21 protein-coding genes are annotated in these 25,281 nt (G+C 72.9%); 18 read left to right on the top strand and 3 right to left on the bottom strand.

What is annotated here, in order from left to right; genetic code table 11:
* Nucleotides 1-143: 143 nt before the first annotated feature.
* From ACGFI7_RS16655 to ACGFI7_RS16615, 9 genes are all read left to right on the top strand, one after another.
* A complete protein-coding gene (locus tag ACGFI7_RS16655; protein WP_393404955.1) occupies nt 144-1,550 on the top strand; it encodes a serine/threonine-protein kinase in 1,407 nt (468 codons plus the stop codon).
* Between the two features lie 40 nt (nt 1,551-1,590).
* Nucleotides 1,591-2,628: a M24 family metallopeptidase gene (locus tag ACGFI7_RS16650; RefSeq protein ID WP_393404952.1), complete on the top strand. Its 1,038-nt coding sequence runs from the start codon at nt 1,591-1,593 to the stop codon at nt 2,626-2,628.
* A gap of 25 nt (nt 2,629-2,653) precedes the next feature.
* The gene (gene efp, locus ACGFI7_RS16645; RefSeq protein ID WP_393404949.1) at nt 2,654-3,214 is read left to right on the top strand and encodes an elongation factor P; all 561 of its coding nucleotides are present in this window, start codon (nt 2,654-2,656) and stop codon (nt 3,212-3,214) included.
* A gap of 1 nt (nt 3,215) precedes the next feature.
* Entirely contained in the window at nt 3,216-3,626 is a 411-nt protein-coding gene (nusB, locus tag ACGFI7_RS16640) for a transcription antitermination factor NusB (RefSeq protein WP_393404947.1), read from the top strand.
* 150 nt (nt 3,627-3,776) lie between these two features.
* Nucleotides 3,777-4,982 carry an MFS transporter gene (locus ACGFI7_RS16635; RefSeq protein ID WP_393404944.1) on the top strand — a complete coding sequence of 402 codons (1,206 nt, stop codon included), beginning with the start codon at nt 3,777-3,779 and terminating at the stop codon, nt 4,980-4,982.
* Nucleotides 4,983-5,020: 38 nt separating this feature from the next.
* The gene (locus ACGFI7_RS16630) at nt 5,021-5,359 is read left to right on the top strand and encodes an MmcQ/YjbR family DNA-binding protein (RefSeq protein ID WP_393404941.1); all 339 of its coding nucleotides are present in this window, start codon (nt 5,021-5,023) and stop codon (nt 5,357-5,359) included.
* Between the two features lie 155 nt (nt 5,360-5,514).
* Nucleotides 5,515-6,240, top strand: coding sequence for a methyltransferase domain-containing protein (locus ACGFI7_RS16625; protein WP_393404939.1), 726 nt, complete (start codon nt 5,515-5,517; stop codon nt 6,238-6,240).
* Nucleotides 6,241-6,267: 27 nt separating this feature from the next.
* Nucleotides 6,268-7,509, top strand: coding sequence for a DNA polymerase IV (gene dinB / locus ACGFI7_RS16620; RefSeq protein ID WP_393404937.1), 1,242 nt, complete (start codon nt 6,268-6,270; stop codon nt 7,507-7,509).
* A gap of 202 nt (nt 7,510-7,711) precedes the next feature.
* A complete protein-coding gene (locus ACGFI7_RS16615; protein WP_148032686.1) occupies nt 7,712-8,107 on the top strand; it encodes a DUF3040 domain-containing protein in 396 nt (131 codons plus the stop codon).
* A gap of 81 nt (nt 8,108-8,188) precedes the next feature.
* On the opposite strand, the gene ACGFI7_RS16610 is transcribed toward ACGFI7_RS16615, so the two are convergent.
* Genes ACGFI7_RS16610 through ACGFI7_RS16600 form a run of 3 tightly spaced genes read right to left on the bottom strand, consistent with a single transcriptional unit; the run spans nt 8,189 to nt 12,881 of the window.
* Nucleotides 8,189-10,612 (bottom strand): transglutaminaseTgpA domain-containing protein, encoded by a 2,424-nt coding sequence (locus ACGFI7_RS16610; protein WP_393404935.1) that lies wholly within the window; start codon nt 10,610-10,612, stop codon nt 8,189-8,191.
* A complete protein-coding gene (locus tag ACGFI7_RS16605) occupies nt 10,609-11,868 on the bottom strand; it encodes a DUF58 domain-containing protein (protein ID WP_393404933.1) in 1,260 nt (419 codons plus the stop codon). The genes ACGFI7_RS16610 and ACGFI7_RS16605 overlap by 4 nt, the downstream gene beginning before the upstream one ends.
* The gene (locus tag ACGFI7_RS16600) at nt 11,865-12,881 is read right to left on the bottom strand and encodes an AAA family ATPase (RefSeq protein ID WP_393405691.1); all 1,017 of its coding nucleotides are present in this window, start codon (nt 12,879-12,881) and stop codon (nt 11,865-11,867) included. Before ACGFI7_RS16600 ends, ACGFI7_RS16605 begins: the two co-directional genes overlap by 4 nt.
* 433 nt (nt 12,882-13,314) lie before the next feature.
* Here ACGFI7_RS16600 and mraZ point away from each other — a divergent pair, with 433 nt between their 5' ends.
* From mraZ to ftsW, 9 genes are all read left to right on the top strand, one after another.
* Nucleotides 13,315-13,746, top strand: a complete 432-nt coding sequence (gene mraZ, locus ACGFI7_RS16595) for a division/cell wall cluster transcriptional repressor MraZ (RefSeq protein WP_393404931.1) — start codon at nt 13,315-13,317, stop codon at nt 13,744-13,746.
* 218 nt (nt 13,747-13,964) lie between these two features.
* Nucleotides 13,965-14,948 carry a 16S rRNA (cytosine(1402)-N(4))-methyltransferase RsmH gene (gene rsmH / locus ACGFI7_RS16590; protein ID WP_393404929.1) on the top strand — a complete coding sequence of 328 codons (984 nt, stop codon included), beginning with the start codon at nt 13,965-13,967 and terminating at the stop codon, nt 14,946-14,948.
* Entirely contained in the window at nt 14,932-15,702 is a 771-nt protein-coding gene (locus ACGFI7_RS16585; RefSeq protein ID WP_393404926.1) for a hypothetical protein, read from the top strand. Before rsmH ends, ACGFI7_RS16585 begins: the two co-directional genes overlap by 17 nt.
* An 821-nt stretch (nt 15,703-16,523) precedes the next feature.
* Complete coding sequence (locus ACGFI7_RS16580; protein ID WP_393404924.1) at nt 16,524-18,569, top strand: peptidoglycan D,D-transpeptidase FtsI family protein; 2,046 nt, start codon at nt 16,524-16,526, stop codon at nt 18,567-18,569.
* 40 nt (nt 18,570-18,609) lie between these two features.
* A complete protein-coding gene (locus ACGFI7_RS16575) occupies nt 18,610-20,142 on the top strand; it encodes a UDP-N-acetylmuramoyl-L-alanyl-D-glutamate--2,6-diaminopimelate ligase (RefSeq protein ID WP_393404922.1) in 1,533 nt (510 codons plus the stop codon).
* Nucleotides 20,139-21,557, top strand: a complete 1,419-nt coding sequence (murF, locus tag ACGFI7_RS16570) for a UDP-N-acetylmuramoyl-tripeptide--D-alanyl-D-alanine ligase (RefSeq protein ID WP_393404919.1) — start codon at nt 20,139-20,141, stop codon at nt 21,555-21,557. The genes ACGFI7_RS16575 and murF overlap by 4 nt, the downstream gene beginning before the upstream one ends.
* Nucleotides 21,554-22,609 carry a phospho-N-acetylmuramoyl-pentapeptide-transferase gene (mraY, locus tag ACGFI7_RS16565; protein ID WP_393404917.1) on the top strand — a complete coding sequence of 352 codons (1,056 nt, stop codon included), beginning with the start codon at nt 21,554-21,556 and terminating at the stop codon, nt 22,607-22,609. Before murF ends, mraY begins: the two co-directional genes overlap by 4 nt.
* A gap of 5 nt (nt 22,610-22,614) precedes the next feature.
* Nucleotides 22,615-23,973, top strand: a complete 1,359-nt coding sequence (gene murD / locus ACGFI7_RS16560) for a UDP-N-acetylmuramoyl-L-alanine--D-glutamate ligase (protein ID WP_393405689.1) — start codon at nt 22,615-22,617, stop codon at nt 23,971-23,973.
* Nucleotides 23,970-25,271 (top strand): putative lipid II flippase FtsW, encoded by a 1,302-nt coding sequence (gene ftsW / locus ACGFI7_RS16555; RefSeq protein WP_393404914.1) that lies wholly within the window; start codon nt 23,970-23,972, stop codon nt 25,269-25,271. Before murD ends, ftsW begins: the two co-directional genes overlap by 4 nt.
* Nucleotides 25,272-25,281: the final 10 nt, after the last annotated feature.

The raw sequence follows: 25,281 nt of genomic DNA, 5'->3' as shown, positions 1-25,281 counted from the left end.
TTGAGCACCTCGCCGAGAGGCGACCTGCACACCGGTTCTCATCACGTCGAAACGCCCGCCTTCCCCGCGCCGGGGGAGGCGGGCGTTTCCGTTGGGCCCTATGGTGGGTCGAAAACTGAAACTTGCTGAGTATTGGCGGAGATATGTCCGACGCGACGCCGTCCCTGGTCGCCGGGCGGTACCGGCTTGATGAGCGCATCGGCAGCGGCTCGATGGGCGAGTTGTGGCGGGGGTACGACACCCGCGCCGACTGGACCGTGGCCGTGAAGATGATGGCCGGAGCGGCCGCCAGAGAGGTCCTGCGCCGCCACGCCCAGGCCGTCGCCCGGGTGATCCACCCCAACGTGGCCATGGTGCTGGACGTCGGCGAGCACGACGGCGCCCCCTTCCTGGTGACGGAGTTCCTCACCGGGCCGAGCCTCGGCGAGGAGCTGGCCGGGCGCGGGCCGCTCAAGGTGGTCGAGGTGTGCGACCTGATCGGACAGGCCGCGGCCGGCCTGGACGCCGCGCACCGGGCAGGGCTGGTCCACGGCAAGGTCGAGCCCGACAGCTTCCGCCTGGCCGGCAGCGGCGTGCTCAAGGTCGTCGGCTTCGGCCTGCCGGGCGAGTCGGGCGACGCCCGCTACCAGGCGCCCGAGCGGCCCGCGGGGGAGGAGGCGCGGCCGCCGGCCGACCTGTACGGGCTCGGCGCGGTCTGCTACGAGCTGCTCACCGGCAGGACGCCCGACCGGGAAGGGACGATCGCGCCTCCCGGCACCCTGCGCCAGGGCGTGCCCGCCGAGCTGGACCGGCTGGTGCTGGCCATGCTCGACCCCGAGCCGGGCAACCGCCCCGCCGGCGGCGAGGCGGTGCGCCGCTCGCTGGCCGCCATCGCCAGGCCGCGCGCCACCGTGACGGCCTCACCCACCGGACCGGCCGCGCCGGCCGGGTCAGGGCCTCAGCCGACGCGGGCCGGCGACACCGCCGTCTACGACGCGGCCGAGCTCGCCCCGCCCGTCCGGGAGAACCGCCGCCTGTTCGTCCAGGCCGGGGTCGCGCTCGCCGCCATCGTGGCCGTCACCGTGGCCATGATCGTGTGGGCGGGCGGCGACGAGGAGGAGCCCGCCGCCGCCCCCACCACGCAGGTCACCGGCGAGGCGCCGCCGTCGCCCACCCCGACTCCCACCCCGACGCCCACGCCCACCCCCACCCCCACCCCCACGCCGACCTACGAGCCGGAGGAGCCCACCGAACTGCGCGGGACCGAGGACGCGCCGATCCCCAAGGGCACCGTCGGCCAGTCCGTCCCGGCCGGCGGCTGGGAGACCTGGGTGCGCAGGTTCGACGACGCGATCAGCAGCCAGATGGCCATGAACGGGATGCATCCCGGCGTCGCCGACAAGGCGCAGGACAAGCTGAGGAAGGCCGCGCGCAAGCTCGCCGAGGGCAACGAGCGGGCCGGGCTCTCCCAGGTCGCCGACGTCCTCCGCGACCTGCGGAAGGCGCGGGAGAGGAACGAGATCGCCTCCAGCGGCCCGCTGTCCGACTGGCTCGACGACTGGCAGGTGTAGCCGATGGAGGACCGGGCGCGGATCCCCGTACATTAAGCGCGTGACCATCAACCACGCACAGCGGCGAGCCCGGCTCGCGGCCCTGCTCCCCGCCCACGAGGTCGACGCCCTGCTGGTCACCTCGACGGTCAACGTCCACTACCTCACCGGGCTGGTCAGCTCCAACGCCGCCGTCCTGATCCGGGCCGACGGCTCGGCGCGGCTGGTGACGGACAACCGCTACATCGAGAAGACGCGCGGCCTCGACGTCGAGGCGGCCGAGGCCGCCGACGTGGCCGGCGAGCTGGCCGCGCCCGGCGTCGGCATCGAGGCGGCCCACATGAGCGTGGCCACCTACCAGCGGCTCGGGCCGGGGCTGGTCCCGCTCGGGCCGCTCGTCGAAGGGCTGCGCGCGGTCAAGGACGACGACGAGCTGGAGCTCCTCCGCACCGCCTGCGCCATCACCGACCAGGCCTTCGCGGACGTGCTGCACACCATCGGCCCCGGCGTCACCGAGCGCGACGTGGCCCGCCTCCTCGAAGCCCGCATGATCGAGCTCGGCGCCGCCAAGCCCGCCTTCGACACCATCGTCGCCGCCGGCGAGAACGGCGCCATCCCGCACCACGCCCCCACCGACCGCGAGCTGCGCTCCGGCGAGCTGGTCACCGTCGACTTCGGCGCCGCCTACCAGGGCTACCACGCCGACATGACCCGCACCGTCTGCCTCGGCCCGCCCGCCGGCTGGCAGCGTGACCTCTACGACCTCGTCGCCGCCGCCCAGCGGGCCGGCCGGCACGCCCTCGCCCCCGGGGCCACCGCCCAGGAGGTGGACTCCGCCGCCCGCTCCCTCATCGCCGACGCGGGTCACGGCGAGCACTTCCGGCACGGCCTCGGCCACGGCGTCGGCCTCCAGATCCACGAGGAGCCGTTCCTGGGCCCCTCTCGGACCGGTAGACTCGAGGATCGAGTTCCGATCACCGTGGAGCCGGGGGTCTACCTTCCGGGCCGGGGCGGTGTTCGCATCGAGGACACCCTCGTGACCCGACAGGGCGAGCCGGAACTTTTCACCAAGACGACCAAGGAGCTGCTCGTCCTTTAGAGCGGCCACACGCGGGAGAGAACGAGTGGCGACGACCAACGACCTCAAGAACGGCATGGTGCTGAAGCTCGACGGTGGCGAGCTGTGGTCCGTTGTCGAGTTCCAGCACGTCAAGCCCGGCAAGGGCGGCGCGTTCGTGCGCACCAAGCTCAAGAACGTGCTCTCCGGCAAGGTCGTCGACAAGACCTTCAACGCCGGCGTCAAGGTCGACGTGGCCAACGTCGACAAGCGCGAGATGCAGTACTCGTACCGCGACGGCGACGACTTCGTCTTCATGGACACCGAGACCTACGACATGGTCAACGTGTCCGCCAAGACCGTCGGCGACGCCGCCAACTACATGCTGGAGAACACCACGGCCACCGTGGCCTTCCACGAGGGCTCGGCCCTCTACGTCGACCTGTCCGCCGCGGTCGAGCTCACCATCGCCACCACCGAGCCCGGCCTGCAGGGCGACCGCTCCACCGGCGGCACCAAGCCCGCCACGCTGGAGACCGGCGCCGAGATCAAGGTGCCGCTCTTCATCACCACCGGCGAGCGGGTCAAGGTCGACACCCGCACCGGCGAATACCTCGGCCGGGCCTGAGGTGTCGGCGCGAGGCAAAGCACGCAGGCGCGCGCTCGACATCCTCTTCGAGGCCGAGCTCCGCGGCGAGGACCCGCTGAAGATCCTGGCCGAGCGGGTGGAGCGGCAGGACCCCCCGGTGAACGAGTACACCTCGGCCATCGTCGAGGGCGTCACCCGTCATCTGCCCCGCATCGACGAGCTGATCACCACCTACTCCGAGGGCTGGACCCTCGACCGCATGCCCGCCGTCGACCGCAACCTCCTGCGCGGCGGCACCTACGAGCTGCTGTGGATGCCCGACGTCCCGGAGGGCGTGGTCATCAGCGAGTGGGTCCATCTGGCCGGCGAGCTGTCCACCGACGAGTCCCCGCAGTTCGTCAACGGGCTGCTGGCGCGCTTCAAGCAGCTCAAGCCCAGCCTGACCCTCTGACGCCCCCGGGCCGGCCACGGAAACCTCCCTGGCCGGTCATGGAAACCTCTCCGGACGGCTCCCCGATCTCGCGCTCGGCGTAACCGGAGCCGGACGAACGGCGGGCATGCCAGCATCGCTGGTATGGGCCCCCCGACGTTCCGCTGACCGGTGTCCCGGTTCACCGCGCTCGGCAATCCCCGGTTCCGGCTGCTGCTGCTCGGGCAGTCGGCCGCGGTCATGGGCGAGCAGCTGTTCGCCGTCGCGATCACCGTCTCGGTCCTCGACGCCGGCGGCGACGCGGTCGCGCTGGGCCTGGTGCTCGCCGCGCGTGGGGTCACGCTCGTGGCGTTCCTGCCCGTGGGCGGCGTCTGGGCCGACCGGCTGCCCCGGCAGCGGGTCCTGATGGCCGCCTACGGCGCCCAGGCACTCCTGGCGGGAGTCCTGGCCGTGCCGGGGGCCTTCCCGATCTGGACGGCGGCCGTGGCCGTCCTGCTGTCGGGGCTCGCCGAGGCGTTCGTCCGGCCCGCCTTCGCCGCGCTCCTGCAGGGCGTGCTCGGCGACCGCGAGCGCGTCTCCGGCCGGTCGCTGATCAGCGTGGCCATCCGCACCGGTGTCATGGCCGGGCCCGCGGCGTGCGTCGGCGTGATCGCCGTGGCGGGCACCCGGGCCGCGTACGGGATCGCCCTGGTGGTCTTCGCGGCCGCGGTCCTGACACTCTCGCGGGTGGGTGAGCCGCGGCGGGCGCCCGCGTCCCGGGCCTCGTTCGCGCGTGACGTCCTCACCGGGGTCGCCGAGGCGCGGCGGCGGCCGTGGGTGCGCGCCATGCTCGTCTTCTCCGCGGTCAACCTCATGCTCGTGCTCGGGCCGACGCAGGTCCTGCTGCCGGTGGTGACGACCGGCGCGTCCGGCTCGCCCGCCGCCTACGGCCTGGCGCTCACCTGCTACGGCGTCGGCGGCCTGGTGGGCGGCCTGCTCACGATGGCGTGGCAGCCCAGGGCCGACGGTGTCGTGGCGATGGCCGCCGTCGCGCTCTACGCCGCGGCGCCCCTCTCGCTGATCCTCGCGCCCGCCGGACCGGTGATCTTCGCGGCGTTCGCGGTCGCCGGGGCGGGGGTGGAGATGTACGCGATCCGCTGGGAGGTCGCCCTGCAGCGTGAGATCCCCGAGCATCTGATCGGGCGGATCAGCTCGTTCGCCTGGCTGTGCGGCTTCGGGCTGCTGCCGTTCGGCCAGGCGCTGACCGGGCCGCTGGCCGGGCTCGCCGGGCCCGAGGCGGTGCTCGGGGCGGCGGCCGTCGTCATGCTCGTCGTGCCCCCGGCGCTGCTCCTGGTCCCGGGGATGCCGCGGTTCCGCACGCCGCCCGCCGACCCGTGAGGTTGCCCGCGCCCTGCGGGCCGGGCCAGGATCGGGACATGGCCACCGAAGACGACGTCCGCAGGCTGGCGCTCGCGCTGCCCGAGACCGGCGAGAAGCTCATGTACGGCACGCCCGCTTTCTACGTCCGCGGCAGGTGGTTCGCCAGGATGAAGGAGGAGCCGGACGTGATCGGCCTGCCGGTGGCCGGCGAGGAGGAGAAGCTGGAGCTCGTCGCCGCCAGGCCCGAGGCGTTCTTCACCACGCCGCACTACGACGGATACGCCGTCGTGCTGGTGCGCCTGCCGGAGGTGGACACCGAGGAGCTGGGCGAGCTGCTGACCGACGCGTGGCGGCTGCGCGCCCCGAAGCGGGTGGTGGCCGCCTTCGACACCTGATCGAGCCGTACGGGATCCGTGTGCCGATCCCGTACGAGAGCGGTCCGGATCGCGGGGAGCGGGCGAACGCGCGTACGGCGTAGGCTGGAGCGCAGCCACGAGGAGAGGGAGGCGAGCCCACGTTGCGAGCTGAAGGCGTCACGAGGACCCCGGCGATGCGCACCGCCGTCGTCTGGGACGCGCTGCGCGCGGTGCTGGCGGAGCTGGCCGGCGTCACCGGGCGCGACGCGCTCGACATCGTCGACGCCGGCGGCGGCACCGGAGGGTTCGCCGTGCCGCTGGCCGCGCTGGGTCACACCGTGACCGTGGTCGATCCCAGCCCCGACTCGCTGGCCGCGCTGGAGCGCCGGGCCAAGGAGCGCGGCGTGGAGGTGCGCGGCCTCCAGGGCGACACCGCCGACCTGGGCGAGCTGCTCAGCTCAGGCTGCGCCGACCTGGTGCTCTGCCACAGCGTGCTGGAGTACGTGGAGGATCCCGTCGGCGCCCTGGCCGCGATGGCCGGGCTGCTGCGTCCCGGCGGCGCGGTCAGCGTGCTGGCCGCCAACCCGGTGGCCGCCGCCATCCACCGCGCGCTGGCCGGGCAGTTCGACGAGGCCAGGGCCGCGCTGTCCGACCCGCTCGGCAGCTGGGGCGACCGCGACCCCACCCCGCGCCGGTTCACCGGCGAGACCCTCACCGGCATGCTGGCCGAGGCCGGGCTGCGGGCCGGGCCCGTGCACGGCGTGCGGGTCTTCGCCGACCTGGTGCCCAGCAGGCTCGTCGACGGCGAGCCGGGCGCGGCGGAAGCGCTGGTGGCGCTTGAGCACGCCGCCTCCGCCCATCCGGTGCTCCGCGACATCGCGACCCAGCTGCACATCGTCGGCCGCGGCCCATCGGCTTAGAACTCCTGTTCGGATAGAATCGGCGGCGTGGCACGCAAGCAGATCACGGGCATCGGCCCCGCTCCGCGGACCGGGGCCGACGACAGCGGCTGCCCGATCCTCCACGTCGACATGGACGCGTTCTTCGCCAGCGTCGAGCTGCTCGACCGGCCCGAGCTGCGTGGCCGCCCGGTGATCGTGGGCTCGCCCGCCGGGCGCGGCGTGGTGCTCAGCGCGACCTACGAAGCCAGGGCGGCCGGCGTCCACTCCGCCATGCCGATGAGCCGGGCCCGCCGGCTCTGCCCGCAGGCGACGATCATCCCGCCCAGCCACGGAAAATACTCCGAGGTCTCCAAGGGGGTCATGGAGATCTTCCACTCGATCACCCCGCTGGTCGAGCCCATCGCGTCCGACGAGGCCTTCCTCGACGTCGGCGGCGCCCGCCGGCGGCTGGGCCCGCCCGCCGCGATCGCCGCGAAGATCAGGGCCGAGGTGCTGGAGCGCTACGGCATCACCTGCTCGGTGGGCGTGGCCGGCAGCAAGTTCGTCGCCAAGCTGGCCTCCAAGCAGTGCAAGCCCGACGGCCTGCTGGTGGTGCCACCGGGCGAGGTGGTGGCGTTCCTCCATCCGCTGCCCGTCTCCGCCCTGTGGGGCGTGGGCGAGCGCACCGAGCAGGCCCTCGTCCGCCTCGGCATCCGCACCGTCGGCGATCTGGCCCGGGTGCCCGTCACCACCCTCCAGCGCGAGCTCGGCCCGGCGGCCGGCGGTCACCTGGCGGCGCTGGCCTGGGGCCGCGACGAGCGGCAGGTGAGCCCGCACGTCCCCGACAAGAGCATCGGCAACGAGGAGACCTTCGCCACCGACATCGACGATCCCGAGATCATCAAGCGCGAGTTGCTCCGCCTGGCCGAACGAGTCGCCTCGAGGATGCGTAAGGGCGGCCACGTGGGCAGGACTGTAAGTGTGAAGCTGCGCCGCGCCGACTTCTCCACGATCACCCGCTCCCGGACCCTTCCGGAGCCCACTGATGTCGCGCAGGAGATTTACGCCACAGCCTGTGACCTCTACCACGCCGCCGGGCTCGAGCGGGTCCGCCTGCGCCTGGTCGGCGTCAGGATGGAGGGCCTGCGGCCCGCCGATTCGGCCTCCCGCCAGCTCACTCTCGGTGAGCGCGAGACCGGCTGGCGTGAGGCGGAGCAGGCGATGGACCGGGCGATCCGCAGATTCGGTCCCGATGCCGTGCTTCCTGCTTCGCTAGTTCGGGGCAAACTTGATGAAATGGAGGCGTGAGGCGATGTCACGACTTCGGGGGAGGAGCGCAAGATGGCCCAGAATGAAGCCATGACGTCACCTCCGGTTTGGTCTGCCTTGGACGTTTGCTTTCGCCTACGTCTACAGCCTCGTATTCTGGGGATAACCGACCGCGAGGTTCGGACACCCCGTGTCGTCCGTTGCCGTCTTCCCCGTCCTGGGGCCGTCCTTGGGAGGCGCCGTGCCGCTCTCTGAGCACGAGCAGCGCTTGCTCGACCAGATCGAGCAGGCCCTCTACGCCGAGGACCCGAAGTGGGCCAACACCGTAAGGATCAGTGACCCGCGCAGCCATTACAAGCGACGCCTGGTCAAGGCCACCATCGGCTTTGTCCTCGGCGTCGTCCTGCTGATGGTCGGCGTAGTGATCAACTTGATTCCGCTCGGCGTCGGCGGTTTCGTGGTCATGCTCGCCGCGTGTCTGTGGGGCCTGTCCAGTTGGAAACGTATGAATGGGTTCGGTGGTGACTCCTCGGCGCAGGGGGCTCCACCACAGGGCAAGCAGGTTCGCCGGGGCAACCGGGGCACCTTCATGGAGCGGATGGAGGAGCGCTGGCGCCGTCGTCACGACGAGCGCTGATCCGCCTCCCCCGAAAGCCTCCCCTCGAAACGGAGGTGCGGCCGTCCCCCTGGGAGACGACCGCACCTTCGGTTCAGACCCTCACGCGCCCTTCTGCGCTGCCGTCCTCCGCAGCCTGATGTTCTCCAGGCGGTCGAAGCCGTCCAGCAGCCCCTCGCCCATGCGCCGCAACCGCCGCATCGTCGACGGGGGCAGCAGCACCGCCCGGATCCTCCGGGCCCGTGACACGGTCGCCGCCAGCGCCTTGCGCACCTTGCGCAGGTCCCCGCTCATCGGCGGGATCTCCCCGGGCTCCCGGGCGTAGAGCACCCGCTCCACCGACGAGGCGATCGCGGAGACGGCCGCCGCCGGTTCGGCCCCGAACTCGTACTGCTCGGTCAGCCGCCGCGCCAGCTGGCGCGGCGTCTCGCTGGGCTCGCGCGCCATCCCGTAGTCGTACAGCGCGTCGTCCAGCTCCGCCCAGGCCGCCGCCACCGCCGGGTAGCGGCCCGCCACGACCTTCGCCGTCACCTCGTCCGACGGCTGCGACACCTTCCAGCCCAGGGTCCGGACCCGCCTGCTGCGGGTGACCAGCCGGACCGCGGCCGGGATCAGCAGCACCAGCAGCAGGATCGCGGCGCCGATGCCGATCTGGGCGGCCAGCGGCGTCGTCTCCTCAGGCGGCAGCCCGCCGTTGGCCAGCAGCGCCTCCCGGTCCAGCTCCCGTACGTTCTGCCGGTTCTGCGGGCCCAGGTCCTCCTCCGCGCCGCTGGCGGCGGTCTGGTCCGGCGTCGGCGAGCTCGGGTCGGAGGCGGGGTCGGACGGCGGCTGCGTGTAGTCCGGCACCCGGGCGCTGCCCTGGCCGAGCGTGCCCGCCGGGGTCGGCTCGAACGGCAGCCAGCCCACGCCCTCGAAGTACAGCTCGGGCCAGGAGTGGGAGTCGTTCGTGGCCACCGTCCACAGGCCGCCGATCTGCGTGCCGCCCGTGTAGCCGATCGCCACCCGCGACGGGATGCCGACGACCCGGGCCAGGACCGCCATCGAGGCGGCGAACTGCTCGCAGTAGCCGGCCCGGCTGCGCAGCAGGAAGTCGGACAGCGCCGAGTTGCTGTGCCCCTGGGTGCGCAGGCTGTAAACGAAGCCGCCGGTGTCGGTGAAGAACTCCTGCAGCCGCACCGCCGCCTGGTAGGCCGTCCGGGCGCCGCGGGTCTCCTCCCGCGCCAGGTCCCTGATCTCCTCCGGCAGGTCGTCCGGCAGAGCCAGGTAGCGCTCGTCGATGCCCTGCCGGGTGGACGGCGCCGCGTCCAGTTCCCTGGCCGTGGGCGCCGGCTCGGTGGTCGCCACTTCGTACTCCAGGCCCGCGGCCGTGTCGCGGGTGGAGAAGACCATCAGGGTGGCGACGTCCGCCCGCCAGTCGCCGTCGACGCGGATCTCCCGCGGCGGGTACGGCAGCGGCAGGAACGACAGCTTGGCGATCTCGTCGCTGATGGTGATCGAGCTGCGGACGTTGTTCAGCTTCACGCCCCCGCCCAGGCCCGGCGGCGGCGGCAGCGGGCCGTTGTCCGTCCGGTTCTCCGGCGCGCCCTCCGGCTGTGTCATGCCGAACTGGTCGCCGTCGAAGGTGTCGAGCGAGTAGATGCGCAGGTAGCGGGGCTTGTTGTCGGTGTTGGCGTAGGTGAGGACGACCCGCTGTTCCGGCAGCTCCAGCTGGCCCTTCAGGTTCGCGATCGGGTTCGGGATGCTGATCGAGTTGCCCCGGCCGGATCCGCTGCCTCCCACGCCGAAGGTGAAGAACGAGACCGGCTCCATCGCGGGCAACAGTGCCGGCACCACCACCGCCAGCGCGATCGCGGCGAACCCGATGCGCTTGCCCGACAGGCGCAGCCCGCTGGTGTCGGCGCTCGCCCCCGGCCGCAGGTCCGCCGAGGTCGTCCGGGTCCGGCGCACCAGCACCGCCCGGCCCCACTGGCCGACCCGCTCGCGGCCGTCCGCGATGAGCAGGCTGGTGAACCCGAGCGCCGCGATGATGAACGCCGGCCAGCTGATCGGGTCCGTCAGGATCGTGGCCGGCACCGTGGCCAGCGCCAGCAGCGGCAGCCCGGCCAGGGCCGCCTTGCGCAGCCTGGTGGCGAACAGGTCCACGATGATCGCGATCAGGCCCACGCCGCCGGTGGTGAGCAGCGTGATCGCCTCGTTCGCCGGGACCGGCGCCGCGTACCGCTGGATGTCGCCCCAGCCGGTGACCAGCAGCCCCACCACTTCCCGCACCGAGTCCGTGGTCGGCACGAACAGCGCCCAGGCCTCCTCGCCCGCGAACGCCACGGTCAGGTAGATCCCGAGCGCGCCCACGTCGAGCAGCGCCGCCGCCCACGACGGCAGCGACAGCCGGCCGCTGATCAGGCTCGCCAGCAGCACCGCGACGACGGCGCCGAGCGAGCCCCAGAACCAGCCCCCGCCCTCGAACAGCGGGTAGAGCAGGATCGCGGCGGAGAAGGTCGCCACCGCGGCGGCGATCGAGAGCCTCATGAAGACGAACCTCCGCTCAGCGCGTACCGGCCGCGGCTGCCCGCGTCCTGCCACACGGACGCGATCGACACCCCGGCGGGCAGCCGGACGATCCGCCATCCGTAACCGGCCAGCACGGTCTGCACCGCCCGGTACTCCTCACTGGACTCCGGCTCCTGCCCGTTCCACGTGTCCACGTCCAGCAGCACCGCCACTCCGGTGATGCCGCTGTGCCTCAACCGAGCCAGTTCCCTGGCCTCCTCGGCGTCGAGCGAGCCGAGCACCGCGACGATCAGGCCGTCGCCGCCGCCCGCGCGCAGCGCCGAGACGCCCATCTCCAGCGAGCGCGCCGACGACCCGCGCACCATCGCCAGCGTGTCCAGCAGCGACCAGCTCAGGCCGGTGTCGGTCAGGTGCTCGGGCCCCTGGTCGGTCACCAGCCGCAGGCCCAGGCCCTCACGGGAGAGGTGCACGCCGATCGAGGCCGCGGCCGAGACCGCCACCTCGAACGACGAGCGCGGTCCCTCGCCGCGATGCGCGTACTTACGGGTGTCGAGCAGGAGCGCGCCGCGGCTCTGCCACTGCTGCTCCTCGCGCCGCACCATCAGCTCGCCGTGCCTGGCCGTCGAGCGCCAGTGCACCCGGCGCAGGTCGTCGCCCTGCCGGTACTCGCGGGGCGCCACGTCGTCGTCACCGGCCGCCGCCACGCTCCGGGTGCGGCTGTCGCCGCCGCCGGTCCACTCGCCCGACAGCCGCACGTGCGGCAGCGGCACCACCTTCGGCGTCACCACCAGCGTGTCGGTGATGGTGAACGAGCGGGCCAGCTCCACCAGCCCGAACGGGTCCGCGATGCGCACCGACAGCGGGCCGATGGGGTAGCGGCCGCGCAGGTCCGAGCGGACCCGGTAGTCGATCTCCCGGACGCCGCGCGGCTCCACCCGGTCCAGCACGAACCTCGCCCGCACGCCCAGCGCGTACGGGACCGTGTCCTCGATCAGCAGCAGGCCGGTGGGCAGCCTGGTCACGTTCTCCAGGCGAAGCGTCACCGTCGCCTCGCCGCCGGCCTCCGCCCTGGCGGGGGACAGCCGCCTGGCGCAGCTCAGCCGGTAGCGCGTACGCGCCACCACCAGCGCGGCCAGCAGCGGCAGCGCCGCCACCAGCAGGCCGATCCTGAACAGGTCGTTCTCGCCCAGCAGGAACGCCATCAGCAGCGCGGCGACACCCGACGCCAGGAACGACCGCCCCCTGGAGGTGAGCGCCCGTAGTCCCGCTCTCACGAGGCCCGGGTCTCCGGCACCGGGACGCGCCTGACGAGCTCCATCACCACCTGCTCCGGCAGCCGCCGCTGGCCCTGGGCCTCCACGCTGGGCAGCAGGCGGTGCGCCAGCACCGGGACGGCCAGGTCCTGCAGGTCGTCCGGGATCACGTAGTCACGCCCGGCCAGCGCCGCGTGCGCCCGCGCCGCGCGCACCAGCTGCAGCGTGGACCGGGGCGAGGCGCCCAGGCGCAGATCGGGGGAGTGGCGGGTGGCCACCACCAGGTCGATGGCGTACTTCTTGACCGGCTGCGACACGTACACCCCGCGCACCGCCTCGATCAGCGCGCGCACCTCGGCCGTCGTGGCCACCGGCTCGAGCTTGTCCAGCGGCGAGGTGCCGCCGTGCACGTCGAGCATCTCCAACTCGGCCGTCGGCTCCGGGTAGCCCATCGCCACCCGGGCGGTGAACCGGTCACGCTGCGCCTCGGGCAGGGGATAGGTGCCTTCCATCTCGATCGGGTTCTGCGTCGCGATCACCATGAACGGGGCGTCCAAGGGATAGGTGTGCCCGTCGACGGTGACCTGATGTTCCTCCATGCACTCCAGCAACGCCGACTGGGTCTTGGGGGAGGCACGGTTGATCTCGTCGCCCACCACGATGTTGGCGAACACCGGCCCAGGCTTGAACTCGAACTCACGCGTCTGCTGGTTGTACGCGCTCACACCGGTGATGTCGCTGGGCAACAGGTCGGGGGTGAACTGCACCCGGCGCACCGGGCAGTCGATCGACCGAGCCAGCGCCTTGGCCAGCATCGTCTTTCCCACCCCGGGGACGTCCTCGATCAGCAAGTGGCCTTCGGCGAGCAACACGGTCAGCGTGAGTCGGACGGCGTCACCCTTCCCCTCGATCACCGATTCGATGGCCTCGCGAATGCGGTGAGCGGTGGTTACCAGCTCCCCGAGCTGGTGGGGGACGTCATGGGTTACTGCCACCGGGCCTCCATGCGAAGTGCGACCGGCCACCTCGCGCATGGTCGCCATTGCGGGAGGCATGCCATTGTTTTCCATTATCTGTACGACCCTACGACTCTGTGGGTTCCTGGGCGACTTTTGTGGATATTCCAGAGAAGCCTGAGGGTGTTCGTGTTCTTGTCCCATAGAGGTGCGAATGCCGTAACACTCCGGGCAGTCCGGCGCACCACTTTCCCCCACCTCCGCCCCCTCCCGGCGCGCGGACGCTTATGGGCCGGGGTGATCGCGTCCCGACACGCCCACGGGCACGCCACGGCCGCTTCCGCGCCCCCACGCCACCCCCACCACGCTGACCTGCGGTAACGCGGCGCAGGTGAGGGGTGAAGAAGGTTCGAATCAGTTGACGGTGGGGAGAAGTGGAGTATGGTGGTGCGCAGTGGAGAGCGCGGTGCACCAGCGCCGAGCGCTTCACGAGGCACGGGAGGTGGCGCCGATGTTCCTCGGCACCCATCACCCGCGTCTGGACGACAAGGGACGGCTGTTCCTGCCGGCTAAGTACCGTGAGGAGCTGGCGGAGGGTCTTGTGATCACCAAAGGCCAGGAGCGATGCCTCTACGTCTTTCCCGTGGAGGAGTTCCAGCGCATTACCGAGGCTCTCAGCACCGCCCCGGTCACCGCCAAGGCGGTGCGTGACTACAGCCGCGTCTTCTTCGCCAGTGCGTCCGACGAGAAACCAGACAAGCAAGGGCGCGTCACCATCCCGCAGGGCCTGCGGCAGTACGCCGGCCTGGAGCGTGACTGCGTGGTCATCGGGGCCAACACCCGGCTGGAGATCTGGGACGCGCAGGCGTGGGACACCTATCTCAACGCGCAGGAGCAGGCGTTCGCCGACCTGTCCGAGGAGGTGTTGCCAGGGATCTTGTAAATAACGGTCGAGCCGTCGGAGATGTCGTTCGGCGAGGTCTCCACCCGCAACCACTGCCGGTCAGCTGATGCACCTTCCCCGGTGTCAGATGGCAGGCGTCCACGAAGAGGGTGCGGATGGGGACCTGGCCGGGCGGCGCCGGGGTGGGGACCCACGGATGAACCGACACATCGGCCGGCCGCGTCATCCGCGAGCCAGGACGCGAAAGGGGGGTGGAGATGCACGACGACGCCGGTACGACCGGTCACGTTCCGGTCATGCTCGGACGCGTTCTGGAGCTGCTGGAGCCAGCGATCGCCGCGTCCGCGTCAGGTCCCGCCCCCGTCGTCGTCGACGCCAACCTCGGGCTCGGCGGCCACACCGAGGCCCTGCTCGCCGCGCACCCCTCCCTGCACGTGATCGGCATCGACCGCGACCCTTTCGCGATCGAGTACGCCACGCGCAGGCTCGCGCCGTACGCCGGGCGCACCACGCTGGTCCACGCCTCGTCCGACGAGCTGAGCGACGTGCTGGCCCGAGCCGGTCGCACGACCGTCGACGGGGCGCTGTTCGACCTCGGTGTCTCCTCCCCGCAGCTGGACGAGGCGGCGCGCGGCTTCGCCTATTCCTATGACGCACCGCTCGACATGCGGATGGACACCGGGCAGGAGCTCACGGCGGAGGCGGTGGTCAACACCTACTCCGCGGGCGACCTGGCCCGGATCCTGCGCGACTACGGCGAGGAACGCTTCGCGTCCCGGGTCGCGAACCTCATCGTCAAGACCAGGGCCAAGGAGCCCATCACCTCGACGAAGCGGCTCGCGGACCTCGTCAGGGACGCGATCCCGGCCGCTACCCGGCGCACCGGGGGAAACCCCGCCAAAAGGACTTTCCAGGCGTTGCGCATCGAGGTGAACGCGGAGCTCGCCGCCCTGGAGGTGGCGCTGCCCGCCGCGCTCGACGCGCTGGCGCTGGGCGGGAGAGTCGTCGTGCTCTCCTACCACTCGCTGGAGGACCGGCTCACCAAGCAGGTCCTCACCGCGCGGACCAGGGACACCAGCCCGCCCGGGCTGCCCGTCCCGCTGCCGGCTCACCAGCCGCGGTTCCGCATCCTGACGAAGGGAGCCGAGCTCCCGAGCGAAGAAGAGCTGGCCCGCAACCCGCGGGCGGCTTCGGCCCGGCTCAGGGCCGCAGAGAGGATCCGTGTTGACGACCAGGACTGAGCAGGAGACCAGGCGGGGCGCGCCCGTCCGCGGCGCTGTGCCCACGACTGGGGCCAAGACCGGCCAGCGCAGGCCCGAGCCGCCGCACCCGGCCAAGCCCGTGCCGCAGCCGCGCCCCGACACGGCCAGGCGCCGCCCGCGTGCCGACGACGAGCAGCCGCCCCGCGCGGCCCGCCCGGCGTCCGCCCGCGCGGAGAGCGCCCGTACGGAGACCGGCGCGCGCGGCGAGACCGGCGTCCGCGGGGCGACCGGCCTTCGCGGTGAGACCGGTGCGCGCGGCGCGACCGGCGTCCGTGACGGCGCCGCCCGTGCGCAGGCCGGCGCTCGCGCGGCCGAGACCGGGGTGCGCGGGTCGCGGACCGTCACCGAGCCGCGGCGGACGCGGCCAGGCGTGCGCGGGCCGCGGCCGGAGGAGGCGCGTCCGAGGCGCGTCGCGGCCAAGCGGCCCGGGCGGCCCGGGCGGCGTCAGCGCACCCCGTTCGTGCTGCTCGTCGTCGGGCTGCTCTGCGGCGGCCTGGTCACGCTGCTGCTGCTCAACACGGTCCTCGCGCAGGACTCGATGACCGCCTCCACCCTGGTCGACGAGATCTCCGACGCCCGCCAGCAGAACGAGGACCTGCAGCGGCGCATCGAGGAGGAGAAGCTGCCCGGCCGGGTCGCCGAGCGGGCCGAGGACCTCGGCCTGCGGCGCGACTGGGACCGGGTCAACACCTACGACAGCTCCGCCACCGGTCAGGTGGGCTCAGGACGGTGAGGGATTCCGGCGGCAGGGGGCAAGGCCCCGGTCGTGGCGGAAGCGGCGCCGGCTCTCAAGGAGGGCCCGGCGCCGCTCGTCGTACGCCCGGTGGCCCCGGACGGGCGGGACGGACGGGCGGTCCGGCCCGTTCCGACGGCACGGGCCGGCCTTCGTCCTCCGACGACCCCTTCCACCTGCCCTTCGGCGACACCCCGCGGACACGGGGGGCCGACGACGACGAGACCCCCGGCAAGGGCCGCCGCGACGACCCGTCCGCGGGACGGTCTCCTCAGCGGGGCAGATCCCGCCGTGAGGACGACCTCCCTGACGAGGACGAACCCCGGCGCGGCCGCTCCGGGCGGCCCTCGGGCGACGGCACCCGTGGCCGCTCCCCGCGCGGCGCCCGCGCGCCCGGCGGCGACCCGTCATCGGCGGACACCCCCAAGGCACGCCCCCGCCGCGACGAAGACCTCCCCGAGGACGACCGTCCCGTCCGCGGGGCGAGCTCCCGCCGGAGCGGGAGTGACCCTCGTGATGAGGGACGCCCCGTTCGTGGTGCCGGGTCCCGTCAGGGGGACCCTTCCAAGGAGGGTCGTGGGGCGGGTTCGCGTCGGGGCGGTGGCGTGCCGTCGGAGGACCCGCACGGCCGGTCCGTCCGAGGAGGAAGGCTCCGCAGGGGGGATGACGAGCCGGACGGGCCGCGCGCCGGTGAGAGGTTCCGTCGCGGGGAAGCCGACCCGCCGCGTGACGCCGGTCCGCGCGGGCGGGCCCAGCGGGACGCCGATGAGCGGCAGGACGACGCGTTCCGCAGAAGGCCGTCCGACAGCGTACGGCCGCCCTTGCGCGACCGGTCCAGGGGTGACGGCGACGCGCGGGGCCGCGACGACCGGGCGGCGCGGCGTACCCCCGCGGAGGACAACCCCGTACGGCGGGTCAGGGACGAGGAGCCGGGACGCGCCCGCCACGGCGAGGGACCACGGGCCGAGGCGCGGGCGAGCGGGCGCGCCGGGACGGACGCGGGCGGCCGTGGGGGCGTCCGCGACGGCGCGGGCGGCCGGGCGGGCGACGGCGCCCGGCGGGGCCCGCAGGAAGGGCCGCGGCCGCGTGCCGGGGGCGGCGGACGCAGGCCGCCCCCGCCGCCGAAGCCGCCGCTCGTGCTCCGCCTCGGCAACCCCCGGCGGCGCATCAGCATCGGCCTCATCGGCATGACCTTCATCCTGTCGATCTTCGCCGGCCGGCTGATCCAGATGCAGGGCCTCGACTCCAAGGTGTACGAGGCCGCGGCCACCAGGCAGCGCCTGCACGTCGAGGAGATCCCCGCCAAGCGCGGCTCCATCACCGACGTCAACGGGCACGACCTGGCGCACACCGTCGAGGCGCGCGACATCTCCATCGACCCGACCAAGATCCCGGCCGAGGCGAGGCAGGCCGTGGCCTCGCTGCTCGCCCGCCACCTCGGCAGGCCGGTGGAGGACATGGCCGCCAAGCTGGCCAAGACCGACACCCGCTACCAGCTGCTGGCCAGGGGGATCGCCCCGACCGTGGCCGACCGGCTGCTCGAGGAGCCGGTGCCGTCGCTGGTCGCGACCAGCACCTTCCGCCGCGTCTATCCGGGCGGCGACCTGGCGGGCAGCCTGATCGGGTTCGTCGGCGACGACAAGGAGGGCCTGAGCGGCATCGAGGAGGTCAAGAACTCCGTGCTGGCCGGGCGCGACGGCGAGCTGCAGATCGAGACCGGCCGCGACCGGCAGCGCATCCCGATGACCGGCAGCCAGCGCACGCCTCCCGTCGACGGCAGCGACGTCCGCCTGACGATCGACCGCGACATCCAGTGGGCCGCCCAGCGGGCGATCACCGAGCAGGTCGAGTCGGCCGGCGCGGCCAGCGGCACCGTCATCGTCATGGACGTGCGCACCGGCGACGTCATCGCCATGGCCAACGCCCCCGAGCTCGACCTGGCGAACTGGCGGAACGAGCCCCAGTCCCGCTACCTGAACCGGGCCGCCTCCGACGTCTTCGAGCCGGGCAGCACCAACAAGGTGATCACCGCGGCGGCCGCGATCGAGGCCGGCGTGGTCGATCCCGAGACGGTCTTCCACGTCAAGGACTACATCCAGTGCTACGACCGGGTGCTGCGCGACGCGCACCCGCACCCGCCGCAGGACATGACCTTCGCCCAGGCCATGGCCCAGTCGAGCAACGTCGCCACTGTCATGGCGGCCCGCAAGGTCGGCAGCAAGGGCCTGTACGACATGCTCAAGGCGTTCGGGTTCGGCGGCAAGCCGGGCGCCGACATGCCGGGCGCCGAGGCGGGCCTGCTGCCGCACCACGACAAGTGGTCGGGCAGCCAGAGCTGCACCGTCGCGTACGGTCAGGGCGTGTCCGTGACCGCGCTGCAGATGGCCAGCGTCTACCAGACGATCGCCAACGGCGGCGTCAAGATCGAGCCGAGGGTGGTGGCGGGCGCCACCGCCCCCGACGGCACGTTCACGCCCGCCGCCCCCGCCAAGAAGACCAGGGTCATCAGCACGGCCACCGCCAAGGAGATCACCGCCATGCTGGAGGCCGCGGTCGGCGAGGAGGGCACCGGCGAGCTGGCCGCCATCCCGGGTTACCGCGTGGCGGGCAAAACCGGCACCGCGAACCGCTACGATGCCGAACTCGGCCGCTACGACGGCTACACCGCCTCGTTCGTGGGCTTCACGCCCGCCGACGCGCCCCGGCTGGTGGTGCTGTCGGTGCTGCAGAACCCGAAGAACGGCCACTACGGCGGGCAGCTCGCGGCCCCGGTGTTCAAGGATGTGATGACGTTCGCTCTCAAGAGCAGGAAGATCCCGCCTACAGGCTCGGCCGCGTCCTCGGCGCGCGCACGCGCGGAGCAGTGACCGGGAAGGATACGCTTCCGCAGTGCGTCCCCCGTCGTCCATGCGTCCGACGAACAGTCCGCCGCGCCCGCTGACCGCGCTGGCGGCCATGCTCGATGCCGAGACCGGCACCGCGCGGTCGCCGCATGCCGCGCTGACCGGTGTCACCCACGACTCCCGCCAGGTGCGGCGCGGAGATCTCTACGTCGCGCTGCGCGGTGAGCGCGCGCACGGCGCCGACTTCGCGGCCGAGGCCATGGCGGGCGGCGCGGTGGCGATCCTGACCGACGCGGCCGGCCGCGAGGCCGCCGTCGCCACCGGCCTGCCGGTGCTCGTCGTGCCCGATCCGCGGGCCCTGCTCGGCCAGGTCGCCGCCTGGGTCTACGGCCGCCCGGTCCAGGACATCACGGTGCTCGGCGTCACCGGCACCAGCGGCAAGTCCACCACCACGTTCCTGCTGGAGGCAGGGCTGCGCGCGGCGGGTCACCGCACCGGCCTGGTGGGCGGCGTCGAGATCCACGCCGGCGACCTGTGCTTCGAGTCCAGGCTCACCACCCCGGAGGCGTCGGAGCTGCACGGCCTGTTCGCGCTCATGCGCGAGCGGGGTGTCACCGCCGCGGCCATGGAGGTGTCCAGCCACGCGCTCGCGCTCAACCGCGTCGACGGGGTCTTCTACGACGTGGCGCTGTTCACCAACCTCTCGCAGGACCACCTCGACTTCCACCGCGACTTCGACGACTACTTCGCCACCAAGGCCAGGCTGTTCCAGCCGGAGCTGAGCCGGGTCGGCGTCACCAACGTCGACGACCGGTACGGGCGCGAGCTGCTGCGCCTGGCCAAGGTGCCGATGACCACGTTCTCCGCCCAGGGCGACCCCGGCGCCGAGTGGCGGGCGCTGGACGCCCGGCTGGGCGCCGACGGCAGCGCCTTCCGGATCGTCGGCCCCGGCGGCGTCGAGGCCGACGCGCAGATCGCGCTGCCCGGCCCGTTCAACGTCGCCAACGCGCTCGGCGCCGTCGTCACCCTGGTGGAGGCGGGGGTGCCGCTGCAGACCGCGGTCCACGGCATCGGCACGCTCACCGGCGTGCCCGGCCGCATGGAACGCGTGACCGGCTCAGGCGACGAGTTCCAGGCCGTCGTCGACTACTCGCACAAACCCGGTGCGGTGGAGTCGGTGCTGCTCTCGCTGCGCGAGGTGACCGCGGGCCGGCTCACCGTCGTGCTCGGCTGCGGCGGCGACCGCGACAAGGGCAAACGGCCGCTCATGGGTGAGGCGGCGGCTCGCCTGGCCGATGTGGCGGTTCTCACCAGCGACAACCCTCGCTCGGAGGATCCGCTGGCCATCCTGGCCGCGATGATGGAGGGGGCGCTGCGCGTGCCGCGCGAGGAGCGCGCTCATGTGATCATTGAGCCCGACCGCGCGGCCGCCATCGACCTCGCGGTGAACCGCGCCTCGCGCGGTGACGTCATAGTCGTGGCAGGCAAGGGCCACGAGCAGGGCCAGTACGTTTCAGGCGAGGTGATCCCCTTCGACGACAGGGAGGTGGTCGCCGCCGCGATCGACGCACGTAAGGAAAGCAGGAAGCACGAATGATCCCGTTGCCTCTGGCCAGGATCGCCGAGATAACCTCGGGCGCGCTGTCGGGCATGGCCGACCCCCGCGCCGTGGTGCGCGGCCCCGTCGTGATCGACTCGCGGGCCGTGGAGCCTGGATCCCTGTTCGTCGCGTTCAGAGGCGCGCGCGTCGACGGCCATGACTACGCGGCCCAGGCCGTGCGGGCCGGCGCCGTCGCGGTGCTGGCCGGCCGCCCCGTCGAGGCGCCCGCCGTCGTGGTGCCCGACACCACGGCCGCGCTGACCGAGCTGGCGACCGCGCAGGCCGCGTCGCTGCCGAAGGCGACCGTCATCGGCGTCACCGGCTCGGCGGGCAAGACCACCACCAAGGACCTCCTCGCCCGGCTGACCACGAGGATCGGCCCGACGATCGCCCCGGCCGGCAACCACAACAACGAGATCGGCCACCCGCTCACCGTGCTCAAGGCCGACCACGACACCCGCTACCTGGTGCTGGAGCTGAGCGCCCGCCACATCGGCAACATCGCCGACCTGGCCCGCATCGCCCCGCCCACGATCGGCGTGGTGCTCAACGTCGGCACCGCCCACATCGGCGAGTTCGGCGGCAAGGAGGCCATCGCCAAGGCCAAGGGCGAGCTGGTCGAGGCGCTGCCCGCCGACGGCGTCGCGGTGCTCAACGCCGACGACCCGATGGTCAGCGCCATGGCCGCGCGCACCGACGCGCGCGTCACCACGTTCGGCCGGAGCGAGCAGGCGGCCATCCGCGCCGAGGACGTCACCGCCGACGAGCGCGGGCGGGCCTCGTTCACGCTCCGCACCCCCTCCGGCGCCGCTCCCGTCACGCTCAAGCTGTACGGAGGACACGCGGTCGACAACGCGCTGGCCGCCGCCGCGGCGGGCTACGAGCTGGGCCTGCCGGTCGCCGCCATCGCCGAGGAGCTGTCGGCCGCCGAGCCGGTCAGCCGGTGGCGGATGGAGGTCACCGACCGCCCCGACGGCGTGACGATCGTCAACGACGCCTACAACGCCAACCCCGACTCGATGCGCGCCGCGCTGGAGACCCTCGCCGTGCTCGGGCGAGGCAGGCGCCGCTTCGCGGTCATCGCCTCCCTGCGCGAGCTGGGCGACGACAGCGTGGCGCTCAACACCGAGGTCGGCCGGCTGGCCGGCGTCTGCGGCCTGGCCGGGCTCGTCGTGGCCGGTCCTGACGCCGGGCCGGTGCTGGAAGGCGCCCACGCCGGTGCCGAAGAGGCCCGGCGCGGCGGGCCCCCGGGCACGCCGCTGCCGCGCATCGTCCACGTGCCCGACGCCGCGGCGGCCGCCGCCGAGCTCGGCCCGTGGCTGCGGCCCGGCGACGTCGTGCTCGTCAAGGGCCCGCGCGCGATGGGGCTGGAGCGCACCGCCGAGCTGCTGCTGGGAGGTGCGGGCCGGTGACCAACATCATCATCGCCGGCGCCGTCGGCCTCATCCTCTCGATGCTCGGCACCCCTCTGGCCATCCGGCTGTTCTCCAGGCGCGGCTACGGCCAGGAGATCCGCGAGGAGGGCCCGTCCGGCCACCACGGCAAGCGCGGCACCCCCACCATGGGCGGCACCGTCATCGTGCTCGCCTCGCTCATCGCCTACGGCGCCTCCCACCTGGCCATGCTGGAGTCGCCCACCGCCTCCGGCCTGCTCGTGCTGTTCCTGATGACCGGGCTCGGCGCCGTCGGCTTCCTCGACGACTTCATCAAGATCTACAAGCAGCGGAGCCTCGGCCTGCGCAGCGGCGCCAAGGCGCTCGGCCAGCTGATCGTGGGCGCGATCTTCGCCGTGCTCGTCACCCAGCAGCCGAACATCTACCAGATCACCCCCGCCGACACCCGCCTGTCCTTCCTGCGTGACTTCGGCCCGTCGATCGGCATCGTGGGGTTCACCATCTGGGTGCTCATCATGATCGTCGGGTTCTCCAACGCGGTGAACCTCACCGACGGCCTCGACGGCCTGGCCAGCGGCGCCACCGGCGTGGTGCTCGGCGCCTACGTCCTGATCGGCAACTGGCAGCTCCGCAACAACTGCATCGACCAGCTCGGCCCCAACTGCTACTGGGTGCGCGACCCGCTCGACCTCGCCGTGGTGGCCGCCGCGGTGCTCGGCGCGCTCGTCGGCTTCCTGTGGTGGAACGCGCCCCCTGCCAAGATCTTCATGGGCGACACCGGGTCGCTGGCCCTCGGCGGCGTGCTCGCCGGCCTGGCCATCGCCACCCGCACCCAGCTGCTGCTCATCCTCCTCGCCGGGCTGTGCGTGGTCATCACCCTGTCGGTGATCATCCAGGTCGGCTTCTTCAAGATGACCGGCAAACGGGTCTTCCGGATGGCGCCGCTGCAGCACCACTTCGAGCTCAAGGGCTGGGCCGAGACCACGATCGTGGTCCGCTTCTGGCTGATCGCCGGCCTGTGCGCGGCGCTCGGGCTCGGCCTGTTCTACGTCGAGTGGATGCCCAAGTGACGGGTCTGACCTGCGTGGCCGGCCTCGGCGTCTCCGGCACCGCGGTGGCCAGGGCCCTGGCCGGGCGGGGCGAGCGCGTGGTGGTCGTGGAGTCCGGCGAGGGCGAGCGCCAGCTGGCCGCGGCCGCCGAGCTGTCCGGCCGCGGCGTCGAGGTCCGCCTCGGGCCGCCGGCGCTGCCCGAGGGCGCCACCCGGCTGGTCACCACCGGCTGGGCGCCGCACCACCCGCTGATCGCCGCCGCGCTCGCGGCCGGGGTCGAGGTGGTCGGCGAGGTGGAGCTGGCCTGGCGGCTGCGTCCGGCCGAGCCCGCCCCGTGGCTGGCCCTCACCGGCACCAACGGCAAGACCACCGCCGTGCGCATGCTCACCGCGATGCTGACCGCCGCGGGCCACAAGGCCGCCGCCGTCGGCAACGTGGGGGTGCCCGTCGTGGAGGCCGTGCGCGAACCGTACGACGTGCTGGCGGTCGAGCTGTCCAGCTTCCAGCTGCACTGGTCGGCCACGCTCGCCCCGCACGCCGCCGCCGTGCTCAACGTCGCGCCCGACCACCTCGACTGGCACGGCTCGATGGAGGCGTACGCGCAGGCCAAGGGCCGTCTCTTCGAGCGGGCCGGCACCGTCGTCCACAACGCCGACGACCCGGAGTCCGCCAGGCTGGCCTCGCCCTACCCGGGCGCGGTCGGCTTCACCCTGCGCGCGCCTCGCCCCGGGCAGGTCGGCCTGGTCGAGGACCTGCTCATCGACCGCGCCTTCGTCCCCGACCCCGTGACGGCGGCGGAGGAGCTCGCCACGCTCGCCGACGTGCGCCCGCTCGCGCCGCACAACGTCGCCAACGCCCTGGCCGCCGCCGCGCTGGCCCGCTCGTTCGGCGTGCCCGCCGAGGCGGTACGGCAGGGACTGCGCGACTTCACCCCCGACCCGCACCGGCTCGCGCACGTGGCCCGGGTCGCCGAGGTCGACTACGTGGACGACTCCAAGGCCACCAACCCGCACGCCGCCGCGGCCGCGCTGGCGTCCTACCCGTCGATCGTGTGGGTGGCCGGCGGCCAGCTCAAGGGCGCCGACGTGGCCGAACTGGTCGAGCAGGCCGCGCCGAGGCTGCGCGGGGCCGTGCTGCTCGGCGCCGACCGGGCCGCGATCGCCGAAGCTCTCGCGCGACACGCGCCGAATGTCCCCGTCGTGACCGTCGATGGTCAGGACACTGGTGTGATGGACCGTGTCGTCACCGAAGCCTCCCGCCTCGCCTCCCCGGGGGACACCGTGCTGCTCTCCCCGGCGGGCGCGTCCCTGGACATGTTCCCCGGCTACCCGGCCCGAGGGGAGGCCTTCGCGCGAGCCGTACGCGCCCTGGAGGCGGGCACGTGAGCACCGCCACCGAGGAACGCGGCGAGCGCGAGGAGCGCGCCAGGCCGGCCGCGACGCAGCATCCGTCGGGCTGGGCCCGCGAGCAGCTCGGCACGCTCAAGGAGCTCCTCGACAAGCCGCTGGCCACCTACTACCTGATCCTCGGGTGCAGCCTGCTGCTGCTCGCGCTCGGGCTGATGATGGTGCTCTCGGCCTCCAGCATCGAGGCGATGCAGGCGACCGGCAGCCCGTTCTCGTGGTTCATCAAGCAGTCGCTGTCGACGGCCGTCGGCCTGCCCATCATGTGGTTCTTCACCCGGCTGCCGTACCGGTTCTTCCGCTGGATGGGCTACCCGCTGATGGCGTTGTCGATCATCGCGCTGGTGCTGGTGCTGTTCATCGGCTCGTCCGAGCTGGGCGCGCAGCGGTGGATCTACTTCGGCCCGTTCACCGTCCAGCCGTCCGAGCCGGCCAAGCTCGGGCTGGCGCTGTGGGGCGCCGACCTGCTGGCGCGGCGGGCGCGCAAGGGGCGCATCGAATGGCGGCAGATGCTGATCCCGCTGCTGCCCGGCGTCGCGATCCTGGCGATCCTGGTGATGCTCGGCAGCGACCTCGGCACCACGCTCGTGCTGTTCCTGATCTTCCTGGCGCTGCTGTGGGTGGTGGGGGCGCCGGTCAAGCTGTTCGGCGGCATCCTGTCGCTAGCCGTGCTGGCCGCCGTGATCATGATCACCGTGGAGCCGTACCGGCTGGCCCGCGTCGGGGCCTTCCTCGACCCGTGGGCCGACGCTCAGGGGGCCGGCTACCAGGCCGTGCAGGGGCAGATCGCGATGGGCTCCGGCGGCTGGTTCGGGCTCGGGCTCGGCAGCAGCAGGCAGAAGTGGGACTGGCTGCCGCACGGTGAGAGCGACTTCATCTTCGCCGTGCTCGGCGAGGAGCTCGGGCTGATGGGCACGCTGCTGGTGGTCGCGCTGTTCGGGCTGCTGGGGTACGCGGGGCTGCGGGTGGCGTCCCGGGTGAACGACGCGTTCGTCCGGCTGGTCTCCACCGCGGTCGTGGCCTGGATCGTCGGCCAGGCGATCGTCAACATGGGGGCCGTGCTCGGGGTCCTGCCGATCACCGGCATCCCGCTGCCGCTGGTCTCCTACGGCGGGTCCGCGCTGCTGCCCACCCTCGCCGCGCTCGGCATGCTGCTGTCGTTCGCCAAGCGGGAGCCGGGAGCGCGTGAAGCTCTCGCCGCGCGTGGCCCCGGACCGGCCGTCCGGGCCCTAAGCTGGCTTGGCCTGGGGGGTATGACCAGAGGCCGAGGAAGACGTTAGGGAGTGACCG

Origin of the sequence: Nonomuraea sp. NPDC048826 (genome assembly GCF_043198225.1) — a bacterium.
Lineage (GTDB): Bacteria > Actinomycetota > Actinomycetes > Streptosporangiales > Streptosporangiaceae > Nonomuraea.
This window is presented reverse-complemented; position numbering and strand designations above follow the sequence as displayed.

What these genes read in the sequence shown, in the direction of transcription:
- ACGFI7_RS16630 (WP_393404941.1), top strand. Translation starts at nt 5,021, where the DNA reads ATGGCCACCGAAGACGACGTCCGCAGGCTGGCGCTCGCGCTGCCCGAG.
- mraZ (WP_393404931.1), top strand. Translation starts at nt 13,315, where the DNA reads ATGTTCCTCGGCACCCATCACCCGCGTCTGGACGACAAGGGACGGCTG.
- rsmH (WP_393404929.1), top strand. Translation starts at nt 13,965, where the DNA reads ATGCACGACGACGCCGGTACGACCGGTCACGTTCCGGTCATGCTCGGA.
- murF (WP_393404919.1), top strand. Translation starts at nt 20,139, where the DNA reads ATGATCCCGTTGCCTCTGGCCAGGATCGCCGAGATAACCTCGGGCGCG.
- ACGFI7_RS16610 (WP_393404935.1), bottom strand. Translation starts at nt 10,612, where the DNA reads ATGAGGCTCTCGATCGCCGCCGCGGTGGCGACCTTCTCCGCCGCGATC.
- ACGFI7_RS16625 (WP_393404939.1), top strand. Translation starts at nt 5,515, where the DNA reads ATGCGCACCGCCGTCGTCTGGGACGCGCTGCGCGCGGTGCTGGCGGAG.
- ACGFI7_RS16575 (WP_393404922.1), top strand. Translation starts at nt 18,610, where the DNA reads ATGCGTCCGACGAACAGTCCGCCGCGCCCGCTGACCGCGCTGGCGGCC.
- ACGFI7_RS16655 (WP_393404955.1), top strand. Translation starts at nt 144, where the DNA reads ATGTCCGACGCGACGCCGTCCCTGGTCGCCGGGCGGTACCGGCTTGAT.
- ACGFI7_RS16600 (WP_393405691.1), bottom strand. Translation starts at nt 12,881, where the DNA reads ATGCGCGAGGTGGCCGGTCGCACTTCGCATGGAGGCCCGGTGGCAGTA.